Here is a 16,550-nt window from a genome sequence, read left to right on the forward strand (position 1 = left end):
GCGCATCATACCAGCATGCCAGGCGGGGGCCTATGGCCGTTGGGGAAAGGGTTTAGCACGGCGTGTGCCCGCGATGGGGCCGGACCAGGCCAACCCTTCAGCCCTCGTGCAAGCGATCCCGCTTGGCCAGTGTCGGGAATAGTTTTATCCACACCCCCGTCACCACCAGGGTGCCCACACCCCCGAGCACCACGGCAGGCACTGTGCCAAACCAGTGCGCGGTGACCCCGGATTCGAACTCGCCGAGCTGATTCGAGGCACCGATGAACAGCCCATTGACTGCGCTGACACGTCCGCGCATCTCGTCCGGCGTCTCCAACTGCACGAACGCCCCGCGGATCACCATGCTGATCATGTCGGCAGCCCCAAGCACCACCAGCACCGCCAGCGAGAACCAGAACGAGGTGGACAGGCCGAACGCGATGGTGGCCACGCCGAACACGCCCACCGCCGTGAACATGGTCCGCCCCACCTTGCGCTCGAACGGGAACCGGGCCAGCCACACCGACATCAGCAAGGCGCCCACCGCTGGCGCTGAGCGCAGCAGCCCCAGGCCCATTGGCCCGGTCAGCAGGATGTCCTTGGCGAACACCGGCAGCAGTGCCGTTGCCCCGCCCAACAGCACGGCGAACAGGTCCAGCGAAATGGCGCCGAGGATGTCTGGCCGGCTGCGGATGAAGCGGATGCCTGCCAGCAACGACTCAAGGCTGGCGCGCCCGCGCTGGGCCACCTGGCCACGGGCCTGCAGGCTCAGGGTCAGCACGCAGGCGATGGCATACAGGGCGACCGTTGGCCCGTAAACCCAAATGCTGCCAAAGGCATAGAGAAAACCGCCCACGGCAGGCGCCACGATGGTTGCCGACTGGGTTGCCGATGCCGAGGCTGCCACGGCCCGTGGGAACAACCCGGCCGGTACAACGTTGGGCAGCAAGGCCTGTGTGGCGGGCATCTCGAACGAGCGGGTGGCCCCCAGCAGGAAGGCCAGGGCGAAGATCAGTTCGCGGGTGACATTGTCGGTAGCGCTGCCCACCGCGAGGGCCAGGGCGATCAGCCCCTGCAGGCTCTGGCAAAGGGCCGCCACCTTGCGCCGGTCATAACGGTCGGCCACATGGCCGGTGTGCAACATGAACAGTACCCGGGGTGCGAACTCCACCAGGCCCACCAGCCCCAGGTCCAACACGTTGCCCGTTAACTGGTAGAGGTGCCAGCCAATGGCCACGGTGAGCATCTGGAAACCGCTGGCGGTAAACACCCTGGCCAGCCAGAAGGCCAGAAAAGGGCGGTGATGGCGCAACAACTGCGGCGCAGAATCAGACATCGGAACCCTTGGCCTCGGCGCGTGGGGAAGCCTGCAGCCTATCATCTGTTTGTAACAAATGGTTGCTGTTTGCACGCCCGGGCATTTTTACGCCGCATTGGGAACCGGGGTGGGGCAACCGGTCACGCGGCAAACCACCACACGGCCAGTTGGGCCTTTCGGGGCTATGCTTGCAGGCATATCGTTGATCTGGGTCAATCGTTGCAATCGTAACGATCCCGCAACGGTTCGGCCTTCTGGCCGTAATCCCTGCACATCGAACAGAACAATTCCAACGCGCCGTACTCGACTACGTGGGGGCAGTGGGGCGACGGTGCCACCGGCCCGATCGCCGGATTACCTGAAGAGGAAGCATTATGTTCGGTCTAGAGGCTCTGGATCTCGCCCGGATCCAGTTCGCGTTTACCGTATCCTTTCACATCCTGTTCCCGGCCATCACCATTGGCCTGGCAAGCTACCTGGCCGTGCTCGAAGGCCTTTGGCTGAAGACCGACAAACAGGTCTACCGGGACCTCTATCACTTCTGGTCGAAGATCTTTGCTGTCAACTTCGGCATGGGGGTGGTGTCTGGCCTGGTCATGGCCTACCAGTTCGGCACCAACTGGAGCCGGTTCTCCGAGTTCGCAGGTTCGGTCACCGGGCCGTTGCTCACCTACGAAGTCCTCACCGCGTTCTTCCTTGAAGCAGGCTTTCTGGGCGTAATGCTGTTTGGCTGGAACCGGGTAGGGCGTGGCCTGCACTTTTTCGCCACCTGCATGGTGGCGCTCGGTACGCTGGTGTCCACATTCTGGATCCTGGCCTCCAACAGCTGGATGCAGACCCCCCAGGGCCACGAAATCATCGATGGCCGCGTCATACCGGTGGACTGGCTGGCGATCATCTTCAACCCCTCGTTCCCGTTCCGCCTGATGCACATGGCCACGGCAGCCTTTGTCGCCACCGCCTTCTTCGTCGGTGCGTCGGCGGCCTGGCACCTGCTGCGCGGGCGCGACAACCCCTCGGTGCGCAAGATGCTGTCGATGGCCATGTGGATGGCCCTGATCGTGGCGCCCGTGCAGGCGCTGATCGGCGACTTCCACGGCCTGAACACGCTCAAGCACCAGCCGGTAAAAATTGCCGCCATCGAAGGCCACTGGGAGAACAAGCCGGGCGAGGCAACGCCGTTGATCCTGTTCGGCATCCCTGACATGCAGGCTGAAACCACCCGCTTCAAGCTCGAGATACCCGTACTCGGCAGCCTCATCCTCACCCACAGCCTGGACCAGCAGGTACCGGCGATGAAGGAATTCCCGCCCGAGGACCGGCCCAACTCCACCATCATCTTCTGGTCGTTCCGCATCATGGTGGCGCTCGGCATGCTCATGATTGCGGCCGGCCTGTGGAGCCTGTGGCTGCGCAAGGGTGGCAAGCTGTACACCTCGCGCCCGTTCCTGCATTTCGTCACCTGGATGGGGCCGTCTGGGTTGCTGGCGATTCTTGCCGGCTGGTTCACTACGGAAATCGGTCGCCAGCCCTGGGTGGTGTATGGGGTCATGCGCACCGCCGACGGTGTGTCCAACCACAGCTACACCCAGCTGGGCTTCACCCTGGTGGCCTTCGTGGTGGTGTATTTCGCCCTGTTCGGCACCGGCTTTGCCTACATGATGCGCCTGGTGCGCAAAGGGCCGCATACCGGTGAAGGGGATCAGCCGCGCCCGGGTGGGCCAGGCCAGCAACGTACGCCAGCACGGCCGTTGTCCGCCGCCGACGACAGCAGCGATGCTGCCACTGCAGACCTGAGCAAGGGGAACTGAGCCATGGGTATCGATCTTCCACTGATCTGGGCTGTCATCATCATCTTCGGCGTGATGATGTACGTGGTGATGGACGGCTTTGACCTCGGCATCGGCATGCTCTTCCCTTTCGTCAAAGGTGAGCGTGACCGGGACGTGATGATGAACACCGTTGCCCCCGTGTGGGACGGTAATGAAACCTGGCTGGTACTGGGAGGTGCCGGGTTGTTCGGTGCCTTCCCGATGGCGTACGCCGTGGTCCTCGAAGCCCTGTACCTGCCGTTGATGCTGATGCTGATCGGCCTGATTTTCCGCGGCGTGGCGTTCGAGTTCCGCTTCAAGGCCAGCGCCCAGCGCCGGCATCTGTGGGACAAGGCTTTCATCGGCGGCTCGCTGGTGGCCACGTTCTTCCAGGGGGTAGCGCTGGGTGCCTTCATTGAAGGTTTCAAGGTGGTGGACCGCCATTTCGCCGGCGGTACGCTGGACTGGCTGACACCCTTCAGCCTGTTCTGTGGCCTGGGACTGATCGTGGCGTACTCGCTGCTGGGCTGCACCTGGCTGATCATGAAGACCGAAGGGCCGCTGCAGGAGCAGATGCACAACCTTGGCCGCCCGTTGGCCCTGGTGCTGCTGGCGGTGATCGGCATCGTCAGCCTGTGGACACCGGTGGCTTATCCACAGATCGCCGAGCGCTGGTTCAGCATGCCCAACCTGATCTGGTTCATGCCGGTACCGGTGCTGGTGCTGGTGACCTTCTACGGGCTGTTCAAGGCAGTGGCGCGCAGCGCGAATTACGCGCCATTCCTGCTGACCCTGGTGTTGATCTTCCTTGGCTACAGCGGCCTGGGCATCAGCCTTTGGCCGAACATCATCCCGCCGTCCATCTCCATCTGGGAGGCCGCCGCGCCGCCGCAGAGCCAAGGCTTCATGCTGGTCGGCACCTTGTTCATCCTGCCTTTCATCCTGGGTTACACCTTCTGGAGCTACTACGTGTTCCGCGGCAAGGTGACTCACGATCAGGGCTATCACTAGGAGGCTGAAAAATGACCAGTAACCAGGGTGCGGAGCAGAAGAAACCCTTGTGGCAGCGCCTGGGCTGGCTGCTGCTCATCTGGGCGATGAGCGTGGCGGCACTGGGTGTGGCGGCCTGGGTGATGCGGCTGTTCATGAGCGCAGCCGGGCTGACCACCCACTGAGCGTTAGCGGGGCTGCCAGGCAGCCCCGGCACTTTTATTTGCGCGCTTTGAGCACGACGAACTTGGGCGTTGCCGCCACCTGTTCCACACCGCGGAACAGGCGGGCAAGCTTGCTGTGGTAGCCCAGGTGGCGGTTACCCACGATATATAGCGCGCCACCCACTACCAGCGCTTCGCGGGCCTGCTGGAACATGCGCCAGGCCAGGAAATCACCCACCACCTGCTGCTGGTGAAACGGTGGGTTGCACAGCACAACGTCCAGGGATTGCTTCTCGACCCCTGCCAGGCCATCGCCCGCCAGGAACGTGGCCGGGCGCTCGCCCAGGGCTGCCTGCCAGTTTTCTTGCGCGGACTGCACGGCCATGTAGGACTCATCGACCAAGGTGTAGTGCGCGTCCGGGTTGGCCATGGCGCTGGCAATGGCCAGCACCCCGTTGCCACACCCCAGGTCTGCTACCCGGGCGCTGCCCAGGTTCCCAGGCAGGTGAGGCAAGAACGCCCGGGTGCCGATATCCAGCCCCTCTCGGCAAAACACGTTGGCATGGTTGACCAGCTCCAGCGCCGGTGCCTCCAGGCGGTAACGGCTGGGGTACGGTGAGCAGGCGAGCGGTTGCTGTGCGGGGGTTGCCGTCAGCAGCCGGGCTTTTTTCTGCGCCAGTGAGGCCTGTACTGGGCCGATGTATTTTTCCATCAGCTCGCCGGCTGCACGCGGCAGGTGCTTGATCATGGCGCCGGCCATCACCTGCGCACCCGCGGCGAGGTGGCCTTGCAGGCGAATCAGCTGCTCTTCAAGCAATGCCAGGGTCTTGGGGACACGGATCAGCACGCGGTCGAATTCACCTTGCCAATGCTCGCTGGCCGGTATGAACGGCACGCTGTCGAATGACAAGCCACGACGCACCAGGTTCTTGCCCAATGCGAGGTGTGCCAGGTGTGAATCGCCACTGCTGACCACCTGCACATGGCCGGCCAGGCTGGCCGCCAGGGCGCCAAAACTGTCATTGAGCACCAGCACTCGCCAGCCAGCCTGGGGCACCTGCTGGTGCAACTGCTCAAGCAGGTATTCGTCGGCGGCGTCGAACGCCTGCAGTGGGTCATTGGCCTGCTCGGGCTGGCGGATCAGGTCGAGGGCAGCAAAAGGGGTGGTCAACAGGGGCATGGCGTCTGGCTCGGGTACGAATCTGCCCGTTGCGGTTCGCCGCGGGCTTTGCCGGGCGATTCTACAGCGCTTTGCCGAAGGTCGCAGGCTCGAACGTCAGATCCAGCCGCGCAGGGCAGCAATGGCCACGGCGCCAGCCTTGTTGGCCGCGTTGGTTTTGGTGATCACGCTGCGAATGTGAAAATTGACCGTGCTTTGCGACAGGGACAGGATGCAGGCCACGTCGGCGGCGGTTTTGCCGGCGGCGGACCACTTCAATACCTCAAGCTCCCGCTCGCTCATTTTCGGTTGAGGCGGGCAAAGTGCATCCAGATGATGCTCGGAGAGTACCGCATGCAGGGTGTGGCACATCCACTGGACGCTACCCGCCTTGTCGTACAGTTCAGCCGTTTCAATTCTGCCTGCGGGCCTGGCCACGCTCATTTGGCTTTCGTTGTGCTGCAAGTCGTGAAGTGACTGTGTCCAGCCGTGCCGAAGGCCATGCTGGCATGCCGCCTCGCGCACATGAGGGGCTTCTTTGTAGAGTTCGTCAGTCCACAGTACGGGTGTGGTGGAGGTGTGGCTGGCGATGCTGGCGCTGTCCTGCTTGTAAAAGTCTTCATCCTGGTAGCACAGGATCCAGTCGCTCGGGTAATTGCTATAGAGGTAAAAATGCGGGGTTTGCGTGGCGATCTGTATGCGCAGGTTCAAGCCGAGGTAGTCGAAGTCAAGATCCTGGGTAAGGTGCACAGCGATATCGAACAGTTTCCGCGGGTGGCGCTCGCTCACAAAGGCGTGAAGATGCTCTGGCTTCCAGTGAAACATCTGAAGTCTCCAGTGGGCATCGGAGCCCAATCCGTATGGGTGCCGGTTTGAGTGTAGGAAACGTTTCAGCCCATCGTTGGTACATTTGGCTATAGCAGGCGGGCTTTTCTGTGACGGAATGTGCCGCGAACGGCACTAGGCCCCACAAAGCAGTGGTTTTTATCCAGACTACTTTGCGCGACACTGTATGGACCCCGTATTTGGAGCCCGACATGACCGCCAGCGCTGAGAAATTCACTCGTCAGACCCTGCTCGATGTTCAGCGGTTGACGCCGAACCTGTTCAGCCTGCGAGTCACGCGCGATGCGGGCTTTCGCTTCCGCTCGGGTCAGTTTGCCCGCCTGGGGGTGAGCAAGGCCGATGGCAGTGTGGTGTGGCGAGCCTATTCGATGGTCAGCGCGCCGCACGACGAGTACCTCGACTTCTTCTCCATCGTAGTACCCGGTGGCGAATTCACAAGCGAGCTGAGCCGCCTGGGTGCAGGCGACACGCTGTTGATAGACCGCCAGGCATTCGGGTTCCTGACGCTTGACCGCTTCACCGGCGGGCGCGACCTGTGGCTGTTGGCAACCGGCACAGGCATTGCGCCGTTCATGTCGATCCTGCAGGACTTCGAAGCCTGGGAGCGTTTCGACAACATCAAGCTGGTGTATTCGGTACGCGAGGCCAAAGAGCTGGCATACGTCGATGAAATCAACGCCCTTGAGCAGCGTGATTACCTGGCGGAGTACGCCGGCAAACTGCAGTTCATTCCTGTAGTCACCCGCGAGCAGCACCCCGGCGCCCTGACCCAGCGCATCACCACCCTGATCGAGAACGGTGAGCTGGAGCGGGCAGCGGGGTTGGCGCTGTCCCCCGAGCACTCGCGCATCATGCTGTGCGGCAACCCTGAGATGATTGATGAGACGCGCAAGGTGCTCAAGGCGCGCGACCTGCAGTTGAGCCTGAGCAAGCGCCCTGGCCAGGTTGCGGTGGAAACCTACTGGTAATTACTGCCTGCGAACGGCGGGCGCCGCTCGCAGGGTACTGCCTCAGGGGCGGTTTTTAAGCAGGTCGCGGATTTCGGTAAGCAGCGTTTCTTCAGGCGACGGAGCAGGCGGCACGCTTGGCGCCACGGCTTCTTCGCGCTTGAGGCGGTTGATGGCCTTCACACCCATGAAGATGGCGAAGGCGATAATCACGAAGTCGATGACGGTCTGGATGAACTTGCCATAAGCCAGCACCACCGCCGGGATATCGCCCTGGGCAGCTTTCAGGGTGATGGCCAGGTCGCTGAAATCGACACCGCCGATCAACAGCCCCAGTGGCGGCATGACCACATCCCCAACGAAGGACGAGACGATCTTGCCGAAGGCCGCGCCGATGATGATACCGACCGCCATGTCGACGACGTTGCCTTTGACCGCGAAGGCCTTGAACTCACTGATCATGCCCATGTATCTATTCCTTTGTAACAAATGGTGAGGTAAACGCAGTGTAAGCCACTTAAACGCTTCATGCGCTGCATTCAGGGGTAGTGACTACTGTCGCAACGAATAGTTTTGTCGCATCCCAGGCCCGCCAGGGCACGTTCGCTACGTTATCATTCAGGCTTTTTACCCGGAGACACTCCCCATGGCCAAGGCCAAGCGCATGTATGGTTGCACCGAGTGCGGCGCGACCTTCCCCAAATGGGCTGGGCAATGTGGCGAATGCGGGGCCTGGAACACCCTGGTCGAAACCATGATCGAAAGCGGTGGTGCGGCAGCGCCAAGCAGCGGGCGTGCAGGCTGGACCGGGCAGCAGGCGCAGATCAAGACCCTGGCCGAAGTCAGCGTCGAAGAGATCCCGCGCTTCACCACCAGCAGTACCGAACTGGACCGCGTGTTGGGTGGCGGGCTGGTGGACGGCTCGGTGGTGCTGATTGGCGGTGACCCGGGTATCGGCAAGTCGACCATCCTGTTGCAGACCTTGTGCAACATCGCGGTGGGCATGCCTGCGCTGTATGTCACCGGCGAAGAGTCCCAGCAGCAGGTGGCCATGCGCTCGCGGCGCCTGGGGCTGCCCCAGGACAAGCTCAAGGTCATGACCGAAACCTGCATCGAAACCATCATTGCCACGGCGCGCCAGGAAAAACCGCGGGTGATGGTAATCGACTCGATCCAGACCATCTTCACCGAGCAGTTGCAGTCGGCGCCGGGCGGTGTGGCCCAGGTGCGTGAAAGTACTGCATTGCTGGTGCGCTACGCCAAACAGAGCGGCACGGCCATTTTCCTGGTGGGCCATGTGACCAAGGAAGGCTCGCTGGCAGGCCCGCGGGTGCTGGAGCACATGGTCGACACGGTGCTGTATTTCGAGGGCGAGTCCGACGGCCGCCTGCGCCTGTTGCGGGCGGTTAAGAACCGCTTTGGCGCGGTCAACGAACTGGGCGTTTTCGGCATGACCGACCGCGGCCTGAAGGAAGTGTCCAACCCATCGGCGATTTTCCTCAACCGCACCCAGGAAGAAGTACCCGGCAGTGTGGTGATGGCGACCTGGGAGGGGACGCGGCCGATGCTGGTGGAAGTGCAGGCGCTGGTGGATGACAGCCACCTGGCCAACCCGCGCCGGGTCACGTTGGGGTTGGACCAGAACCGCCTGGCTATGCTGCTGGCGGTGCTGCACCGGCATGGGGGTATTCCGACCCATGACCAGGACGTGTTCCTCAACGTGGTCGGCGGGGTCAAGGTGCTGGAAACCGCATCAGACCTGGCCTTGCTGGCGGCGGTAATGTCCAGCCTGCGCAACCGGCCGTTGGCCCATGGCCTGCTGGTATTCGGTGAAATCGGCCTGTCGGGCGAGGTGCGGCCGGTGCCCAGCGGGCAGGAGCGCCTGAAAGAGGCGGCCAAGCATGGCTTCAAGCGTGCGATCGTGCCCAAGGGCAATGCCCCCAAGGAGGCACCGGCCGGGCTGCAGGTCATTGCGGTCACCCGGCTGGAGCAGGCGCTGGATGCGCTGTTTGAATAATGGCGCCCTCAGCGGCAGAGGTTAGTGCTCGGCCACCGCTGCTCGCTTTACCGCCTCGTTGCCGTGTTCGTCCACCACCCGCATCGGCACCTCATTGCCTTCGGCGTCGAACAGCTTGCCGTCCTTGAAGTAGTCGCCATCACGCAGCGCAGAAATGTCCGAATACTGGATGGTGCGCTCGTAGGCGGCGGCGAACACCGACTGTTGGTCCGAGTTGCCCGTGGTGAAGTGGTTGAAGATCAGGTTCAGCAAAATGGCCATGATCGCCGCCGAGCTGATGCCGGAGTGGAAGATGGTTTCGAACCAGTTGGGGAAGTGGTGATAGAACGTGGGTGCCGCGATCGGGATCATGCCGAAGCCCAGTGATGCAGCAACAATGATCAGGTTCACATTGTTCTTGTAGCTGACCTTCGACAGCGTGCGGATGCCACTGGCGGCCACGGTGCCGAACAGCACGATACCCGCACCACCCAGTACCGGCGTGGGCACGGCGGCAATCACCCGCCCCATGATTGGCAGCAGGCCAAGCACCACCAGAATCACACCGCCGGTGGCCACTACGTAGCGGCTGCGCACGCCTGTCACCGCCACCAGGCCAACGTTCTGGGCGAAGGCGCTCTGGGTGAATGAGCCGAAGATCGGCGCCAGGATGCTCGATGCCATGTCGGCACGCAGGCCGTTGCCCAGGCGCTTGGAGTCGACCTTGGTGTCGATGATTTCACCCACGGCCAGAATGTCCGCCGAGGTTTCCACCAGGGTCACCATGATCACGATGCACATCGACAGGATGGCGGCGACGTGGAATTCAGGCATGCCGAAGTGAAACGGGGTAGGGAAGGCGAACACCGGGCCTTCGGTAACCTTGCCGAAGTCAGCCATGCCCAGGGCCCAGGCGATCAACGTGCCCACTACCATCGCCAGCAAGATCGACAACCGCGAAATGGTCGCGCTGCCCAGCTTGCTCAGCAGCAGCACAATGGCGAAGGTCAGGGCGGCCAGGCCGATATTGGCCACGCTGCCGAACTCCGGGGAGGCGCTGTTGCCGCCCATCACCCAGCGCGCGGCCACCGGCATCAGGGTCAGGCCGATGGTGGTGATGACAATGCCCGTCACCAGTGGCGGGAAAAACTTGGTGATGCGCGAGAACACCGGGGTAATCAGAAAGCCGATCAGCGAGGCCGCCATCACCGCGCCCAGCACACCGGGCAGGCCACCGCCGCCCTCGCTGCTGAGAATGGCGCCCATGGTCGCCACACCGGCAAACGACACCCCCTGCACCAGCGGCAACTGGCAGCCGAAAAACGGCAGCCCAAGGGTTTGCAGCAGGGTCGCCAGGCCACCGGCAAACAGGGAGGCGGCGATCAGCATGCCGATCTCGGCAGGGTTGAGGCCTGCTGCCTGGCCAAGGATCAGCGGCACCGCGACGATGCCCCCGTACATGGTCAGCACATGCTGCAGCCCATAGGCCAGGTTCGCACCCAGGCCGAGGTTTTCGTCCTCCGGACGCGGGGTGGGAGACGTGCTAGGGGACGTGGTCATTGAGCAGGCTCTCTGTTTATTGTTGTGTGGCTACTGTAGACATTTCAGTCCATAGATTGCCACACAAATTGTATACAATATTTAGATCCAAGCGCGCGGGCAGGTGCCTGCTAAGCGCCTGTAACCCAATGCAGGAGCCGTACCAATACGCTGAATGCGGGCCTAGAGGGGTGTGTACAAATACAGCCCAACCGCAGCCAAAGCTGTCTAGACGGACAGGAAAGTCAGCCCGAGGGGGATGTTAGCTAGCTAAGAGATTTTATTATTCGATCAGTTGTCGCAGTTCGCGCATCATTTCGGTGCCGTCGGCCAGGTTCAATTCCACAAGACGGTGCAGGTGGCTCATCGAATCGAGGTCGATGTACAGGCAGACAAAGCCCAGCCGATCTGGCTCTTCATGGCGCAGTTCCACTTGCATATGTACCCGCTCTTCGGGGCCCAGGTGGATGATGGCGTCGAAATCCTGAGTGAGGTCGGCGCTCCAGTTGGCAGGGCGCTGTACCAGCAGGCCTTTGAGTGACAAGTCCAGCAGGGTGGCTGGCCAGCGCTGCTGGCCCTGGCACAGTTCAGTGGGCGCATCGAAATCGATGCGCAGGAAGCGGCGGCGTTCAGGGGGGTTGCTCATGATGCAGGCCTCGCATGACATCCGGAGTCGAATGAATTCTGCCTGGTCGGCTTAGTGCGCAATCCTTTCGGAAAGGCTCTATTCCCAAGCAAGTGTGGCAATGCGCGATGACTCGCCCTAGACTCGATGGGCGGTCTTTCCAATCCACCAGCTGGAATCAAACCATGAACAACAATAATAGCCTGCTACGCCACCTACCGTGGCTGGCGCTGGCAGTCCTGGGAGCCTGCGCACTGGGCGTGGTCGCCCTGCGTCGCGGCGAGGCGATCAACGCCTTGTGGATCGTGGTCGCGGCAGTGGCCATCTACCTGGTTGCCTATCGCTACTACAGCCTGTTCATCGCCACCAAGGTGATGCAACTCGACCCGCGCCGTGCCACACCGGCGGTGCTCAACAACGATGGCCTGGACTACGTCCCCACCAACAAACACATCCTGTTCGGCCACCACTTTGCCGCCATCGCGGGCGCAGGCCCCCTGGTCGGCCCGGTACTGGCCGCGCAGATGGGCTACCTGCCCGGTACCCTGTGGCTGATTGCCGGCGTGGTGCTGGCCGGTGCCGTGCAGGACTTCATGGTCCTGTTCATGTCCACCCGCCGCAATGGCCGCTCGCTGGGCGACATGGTCCGCGAAGAAATGGGCCGTATCCCGGGCACAATCGCCCTGTTCGGCTGTTTCCTGATCATGATCATCATCCTGGCGGTGCTGGCGCTGATCGTGGTCAAGGCCCTGGCCGAAAGCCCCTGGGGCATGTTCACGGTCATGGCGACCATTCCGATCGCGATGTTCATGGGCATTTACATGCGCTACATCCGCCCGGGCCGCATTGGCGAGATCTCCATTATCGGCGTGGTGCTGCTGTTGCTGTCCATCTGGCTGGGCGGGCAGATCGCCGCCGACCCGGTATGGGGCCCGGCGTTCACCTTCACCGGCGTGCAGATCACCTGGATGCTGGTGGGCTACGGCTTCGTTGCAGCCGTGCTGCCGGTGTGGCTGGTACTGGCACCGCGTGACTACCTGTCCACCTTCCTCAAGATCGGCACCATCGTCGGGCTTGCCATCGGCATCCTGATCATTGCGCCCGAGCTGAAGATGCCGGCCCTGACCCAGTTCACCGACGGCACGGGCCCGGTGTGGAAGGGCACCCTGTTCCCGTTCCTGTTCATCACCATTGCCTGTGGTGCGGTGTCGGGCTTCCATGCGCTGATCTCCTCGGGCACCACGCCCAAGCTGCTGGATAACGAAACCAACGCGCGTTACATCGGCTACGGCGGCATGCTGATGGAGTCGTTCGTGGCGATCATGGCCATGGTCGCGGCCTCGGTGATCGAGCCGGGCGTGTATTTCGCCATGAACAGCCCGGCCGCCGTGGTCGGTGCCGACGCGGTTTCGGTGGCGCAGACAGTCAGCAGCTGGGGCTTCCTGATTACGCCGGAACACCTGGAAGCCGTCGCCCGTGACATTGGCGAACACACTATCCTGGCCCGTGCCGGCGGTGCGCCAACCCTGGCGGTGGGTATCGCGCAAATCCTGCACCAGGTGTTGCCGGGCGAGAACACCATGGCGTTCTGGTACCACTTCGCCATTTTGTTTGAGGCGCTGTTCATCCTTACCGCAGTGGATGCCGGTACCCGTGCCGGGCGCTTCATGCTGCAGGACCTGCTGGGCAGCTTCGTGCCGGCGCTCAAGCGCACCGAATCGTGGGGCGCCAACCTGTTGGCTACCGCAGGTTGCGTGGCGATGTGGGGCTACCTGCTGTACCAGGGCGTGATCGACCCACTGGGCGGTATCAACACGCTGTGGCCGCTGTTCGGTATCTCCAACCAGATGCTGGCCGGTATTGCCCTGATGCTCGGCACCGTGGTGCTGATCAAGATGAAGCGCCAGCGCTATATCTGGGTCACCCTGTTGCCGGCAGCGTGGCTGCTGATCTGCACCACCGCTGCGGGCCTGATCAAGCTGTTCGACCCGAACCCGGCCGTGGGCTTCCTGGCCTTGGCCAAGAAGTACAGCACCGCGCTGGACGCCGGCCAGGTACTGGCCCCGGCCAAGGACATCGGGCAAATGCAGCACGTGATCTACAACGCCTACACCAACGCCGGGCTGACCATCCTGTTCCTGGTGGTGGTGTTCAGCATTCTGTTCTTCGCGATCAAGGTGGGGTATGCCGCCTGGGGCCGCAAGGAACGGACCGACAAGGAAACCCCGTTCCAGGCTTTGCCTGACGCTTGAGAGGACTGCTGCGATGTTCAACGACCTGGGTCGACTGGGGAAATACCTGGGGCAGGCAGCCCGCCTGATGGTCGGCATGCCCGACTACGACAACTATGTCGAACACATGCAGAAGACGCACCCCGACAAGCCGGTGATGAGCTACGAGGCGTTCTTCCGTGAACGCCAGGAAGCCCGTTACGGAGGCAAGTCCGGGCCCAAATGCTGTTGAACCCCAGGCGTTGACCTGTACTGGCCTCATCGTCGGCTTGCCGGCGATGAGGCCCTTTGTTTTTCCGCTCAGGAGATTTTCTGCGTGCAGACGCCCATTCCCGTCACCGTCCTCACCGGCTTCCTTGGCGCTGGCAAGACGACCTTGCTCAAGCACATGCTCAAGGCCGAACACGGCCTGAAGCTTGCGGTCATCGAAAACGAATTCAGCGAGGCCGGCATTGACAGCCAGCTGCTCGGTGACCAGCCGGTACAGGTGATGACCCTGGCCAATGGCTGCGTCTGCTGCAGCATTCATGGCGACCTCACCCGTGCCCTGTACCTGTTGCTGGAGCGGCTGGATGCCGGCGAGATCGCGTTCGACCGCCTGGTGATCGAGTGCACCGGCCTTGCCGACCCGGCACCGGTTGCGCAAACCTTTTTCGTCGACGAGGAATTGCGTGAGCGTTACATCCTCGACGGCATCATCACCCTGGTGGACGCGGCCCATGCCGAATTGCACCTTACCCAGGCCATCGCCCAGGCCCAGGTCGGCTTTGCGGATCGCCTGCTGCTGAGCAAAACCGACCTGGTCGAGCCGGACGCCGTGCTGGCGCTGCGCGAGCGGCTTGGCCGCATCAATGGGCGGGCGGCCATTCATGTGGTGGAGCACGGCCGCATTTCCCTGGCCGAGCTGCTGGATGTACGTGGCTTCAACCTCAACCCGGACCTGGGCGCCAACCTCAAGCCTGCCCTGCGCCCGGTGCTCAAGCCGGCCACGCCGGACCGTATCGCCACCTTGGTGCTGCGCACCGATACGGCGCTGGACATCGACCGCCTCAGCGACTTCATGAACGGCCTGCTGGAAACCCATGGCAAGCAGTTGCTGCGCTACAAAGGGGTGCTCAACATCGCCGGGGAGCCACGCAAGCTGGTGTTCCAGGGCGTGCTCAAGCTCTATGGCTTTGACTGGGATGCCGAGTGGGCCGAGGGCGAGGCCCGCGAGAGCGTGATGGTGTTCATTGCCGACGACCTGCCCGAGGCTACGATCCGGGCTGGCTTCGAGGCGCTGACTGCGGCGTAGCACCCGTGGCCGGGGCCCCGAACCACTGGGGCCATGAACTGCGGTGACGGGTGTGCTCCTCGATACAGGGGATCAGGCGTTCGGCCAGCACCGCGGTCTGCTGCACGGCCTTGGCTGTGCGGTATTTCACGCTGTGGATGCACTCGCGGTCGCCGAATTCGCAGCGGTTCAGTGCCGTGCCGCCGCAGGGGCCATTGGCCAGGCCCTTTGGGCAGGTTTCCGGGCAGATATACAGTGTGTCCTCAAGGCGGCAGCGGCCACAGGTGTCGCAGCCCAGCAGCGGGCGCTTCACCGCGCGTTCTGCCGTGTGCAACACTTGAGCGCCCAGGCGTGTGGACCACACCGGCTGCCGTACCGCCCAGCCGAAAGCCTGGCTCAGGCCATTGCGACGGCTGAACAGCAGTGAGTGCATGCCGTGCATCAGGTGGTAGCGCGCCTGCTGCGTGAGGGTGGCGGTCACCCGCGACTCCCCCTGGCGCCACGCGGCCTGTGGCGGGTGGAACGTAACGGCAGGCAGGCCTGGCATCTGCCAACTGGCCTGCCAGGCGGGTGCCCACTGCGCCATGTCGGTTACCTGGGCCTGCCAGTGCTCCAGCCGCGCCTCCAGCGCCAGCAACTGGCTGATCTCGTGAATGCCCGACAGGTGCACACCGGCATAGCCCATCAGCTTCACGCCAATCACCTGCAAGGCCAGCCGGTCGACGCTGCGGGCCTGGGCAAAGGCCTTGGATTGCGCTGCCTCGGCTTCAAGCATGTGCCGCATGGACGGTGTGACGGTAACCCCGGCGACGTGATCGAGCATGTTCGCCCGGCCTCGGGTCAGGCTCATCAGGCAGGCCAGTAGCGGTTTCGGCGCAGGCTGGCGGCGCACCCAGTGCATGGCCTCCTGGTGCTTGGCCGCATCGAAGCCCAGTTGCAGCGTGAAAAAGTCGGCCCCTGCCGCGAGCTTTTTCTCGGCCTTGAAGTACTGCGCCGCCCCTTCTTCCTCACAGTACTTGAACGGGTTGAGCGCGGCGCCCAGTAACCAGTGTGGGTACGCCTGACGCGCCATTTGCAGCGCCGCGACCGACTCCAGGTAGCGCACCGGGCGCTCGCCTGGCTGATGCCCAGGCAGGCGGTCGCCCGTCAGTACCAGCAACTGATGCAGGCCGGCCGCGTCCATGCGCTGCAATTGGGCGAGCAGGTGGTGCCGCTCCCGGTCCTTGCCAGAAAAGTGCGGCAGTGCGGGTACCGGGTTGCTGAACGAGGCCAGGGCGTCGAGCGGGGACATGTCCAGAGGGCTGCCGACCCGGTCACCGATAGCGACGGTCATCGGCCAGCCGCACAGGTGCCCGCGGGCCAAGATCGCATCCATGGCCGCGAAACGCTCAGCCGAAGGCTTCGGGACGAATTCCATCACGCAGACGAAGCGCTGTTCGCGCAATGCGGTTTTCAGCACGTTCATGGGGCCGGGCACCTGAGGAAACAGGCTGACATTGTGCGGCAGATGCACCTCGCGGTCATGTCCGGTTGCGTACGGCGGTGATCTGTTTGAGACACCGGTTTTGCCTGCGCCGGTCATGACGGTGCCATCTGTATTGCGCGGGCCATCATGAGCATTTTTTGGATTCATCTCAAATTTAATGAGTTTGTCTCAAGCATCCCCTGC

At 62.8% G+C, this 16,550-nt stretch carries 15 protein-coding genes; 8 read left to right on the forward strand and 7 right to left on the reverse strand.

Annotated features, from left to right (window positions below; translation table 11 throughout):
- Positions 1-97: 97 nt before the first annotated feature.
- Positions 98-1,318 (reverse strand): MFS transporter, encoded by a 1,221-nt coding sequence (locus PPA02S_RS20550; RefSeq protein ID WP_028633326.1) that lies wholly within the window; start codon positions 1,316-1,318, stop codon positions 98-100.
- 356 nt (positions 1,319-1,674) lie between these two features.
- On the opposite strand from PPA02S_RS20550, the gene PPA02S_RS20555 reads away from it, so the two are divergent.
- The 3 genes from PPA02S_RS20555 to PPA02S_RS20565 are packed head-to-tail and all read left to right on the forward strand — an operon-like array spanning position 1,675 to position 4,286.
- Complete coding sequence (locus PPA02S_RS20555; RefSeq protein WP_028633325.1) at positions 1,675-3,111, forward strand: cytochrome ubiquinol oxidase subunit I; 1,437 nt, start codon at positions 1,675-1,677, stop codon at positions 3,109-3,111.
- Positions 3,112-3,114: 3 nt separating this feature from the next.
- Complete coding sequence (cydB, locus tag PPA02S_RS20560; RefSeq protein ID WP_028633324.1) at positions 3,115-4,122, forward strand: cytochrome d ubiquinol oxidase subunit II; 1,008 nt, start codon at positions 3,115-3,117, stop codon at positions 4,120-4,122.
- Positions 4,123-4,133: 11 nt separating this feature from the next.
- Positions 4,134-4,286, forward strand: a complete 153-nt coding sequence (locus PPA02S_RS20565; RefSeq protein ID WP_033727993.1) for a DUF2474 domain-containing protein — start codon at positions 4,134-4,136, stop codon at positions 4,284-4,286.
- A 34-nt stretch (positions 4,287-4,320) separates the two neighbouring features.
- Here PPA02S_RS20565 and PPA02S_RS20570 read toward each other — a convergent pair whose 3' ends face one another.
- Positions 4,321-5,445, reverse strand: coding sequence for a methyltransferase (locus PPA02S_RS20570; RefSeq protein WP_028633323.1), 1,125 nt, complete (start codon positions 5,443-5,445; stop codon positions 4,321-4,323).
- A 96-nt stretch (positions 5,446-5,541) separates the two neighbouring features.
- A complete protein-coding gene (locus PPA02S_RS20575) occupies positions 5,542-6,249 on the reverse strand; it encodes an autoinducer binding domain-containing protein (protein ID WP_028633322.1) in 708 nt (235 codons plus the stop codon).
- A 212-nt stretch (positions 6,250-6,461) separates the two neighbouring features.
- On the opposite strand from PPA02S_RS20575, the gene PPA02S_RS20580 reads away from it, so the two are divergent.
- Entirely contained in the window at positions 6,462-7,238 is a 777-nt protein-coding gene (locus PPA02S_RS20580) for a ferredoxin--NADP reductase (protein ID WP_028633321.1), read from the forward strand.
- 42 nt (positions 7,239-7,280) lie between these two features.
- Here PPA02S_RS20580 and mscL read toward each other — a convergent pair whose 3' ends face one another.
- Positions 7,281-7,685, reverse strand: a complete 405-nt coding sequence (gene mscL / locus PPA02S_RS20585; RefSeq protein ID WP_028633320.1) for a large-conductance mechanosensitive channel protein MscL — start codon at positions 7,683-7,685, stop codon at positions 7,281-7,283.
- 178 nt (positions 7,686-7,863) lie between these two features.
- Between mscL and radA the strand changes: the two genes are divergently transcribed.
- Positions 7,864-9,234: a DNA repair protein RadA gene (radA, locus tag PPA02S_RS20590; protein ID WP_028633319.1), complete on the forward strand. Its 1,371-nt coding sequence runs from the start codon at positions 7,864-7,866 to the stop codon at positions 9,232-9,234.
- A 21-nt stretch (positions 9,235-9,255) separates the two neighbouring features.
- Here radA and PPA02S_RS20595 read toward each other — a convergent pair whose 3' ends face one another.
- Together PPA02S_RS20595 and PPA02S_RS20600 are read right to left on the reverse strand one after the other, a co-directional pair.
- Positions 9,256-10,773, reverse strand: coding sequence for a nucleobase:cation symporter-2 family protein (locus PPA02S_RS20595; RefSeq protein ID WP_028633318.1), 1,518 nt, complete (start codon positions 10,771-10,773; stop codon positions 9,256-9,258).
- A gap of 262 nt (positions 10,774-11,035) precedes the next feature.
- Positions 11,036-11,398 (reverse strand): PilZ domain-containing protein, encoded by a 363-nt coding sequence (locus tag PPA02S_RS20600; protein ID WP_028633317.1) that lies wholly within the window; start codon positions 11,396-11,398, stop codon positions 11,036-11,038.
- A 164-nt stretch (positions 11,399-11,562) separates the two neighbouring features.
- Here PPA02S_RS20600 and PPA02S_RS20605 point away from each other — a divergent pair, with 164 nt between their 5' ends.
- The 3 genes from PPA02S_RS20605 (at position 11,563) to yjiA (ending at position 14,902) form a co-directional block, all read left to right on the forward strand.
- A complete protein-coding gene (locus PPA02S_RS20605) occupies positions 11,563-13,629 on the forward strand; it encodes a carbon starvation CstA family protein (protein WP_028633316.1) in 2,067 nt (688 codons plus the stop codon).
- Between the two features lie 13 nt (positions 13,630-13,642).
- A complete protein-coding gene (locus tag PPA02S_RS20610; protein ID WP_003251633.1) occupies positions 13,643-13,840 on the forward strand; it encodes a YbdD/YjiX family protein in 198 nt (65 codons plus the stop codon).
- A gap of 84 nt (positions 13,841-13,924) precedes the next feature.
- Positions 13,925-14,902, forward strand: coding sequence for a GTPase (yjiA, locus tag PPA02S_RS20615; RefSeq protein ID WP_028633315.1), 978 nt, complete (start codon positions 13,925-13,927; stop codon positions 14,900-14,902).
- Here yjiA and PPA02S_RS20620 read toward each other — a convergent pair.
- Positions 14,862-16,346 carry a methylenetetrahydrofolate reductase C-terminal domain-containing protein gene (locus tag PPA02S_RS20620; protein WP_028633314.1) on the reverse strand — a complete coding sequence of 495 codons (1,485 nt, stop codon included), beginning with the start codon at positions 16,344-16,346 and terminating at the stop codon, positions 14,862-14,864. The genes yjiA and PPA02S_RS20620 overlap by 41 nt on opposite strands.
- Positions 16,347-16,550: the final 204 nt, after the last annotated feature.

The organism is Pseudomonas parafulva NBRC 16636 = DSM 17004 (assembly GCF_000730645.1).
GTDB classification, from domain to species: domain Bacteria; phylum Pseudomonadota; class Gammaproteobacteria; order Pseudomonadales; family Pseudomonadaceae; genus Aquipseudomonas; species Aquipseudomonas parafulva.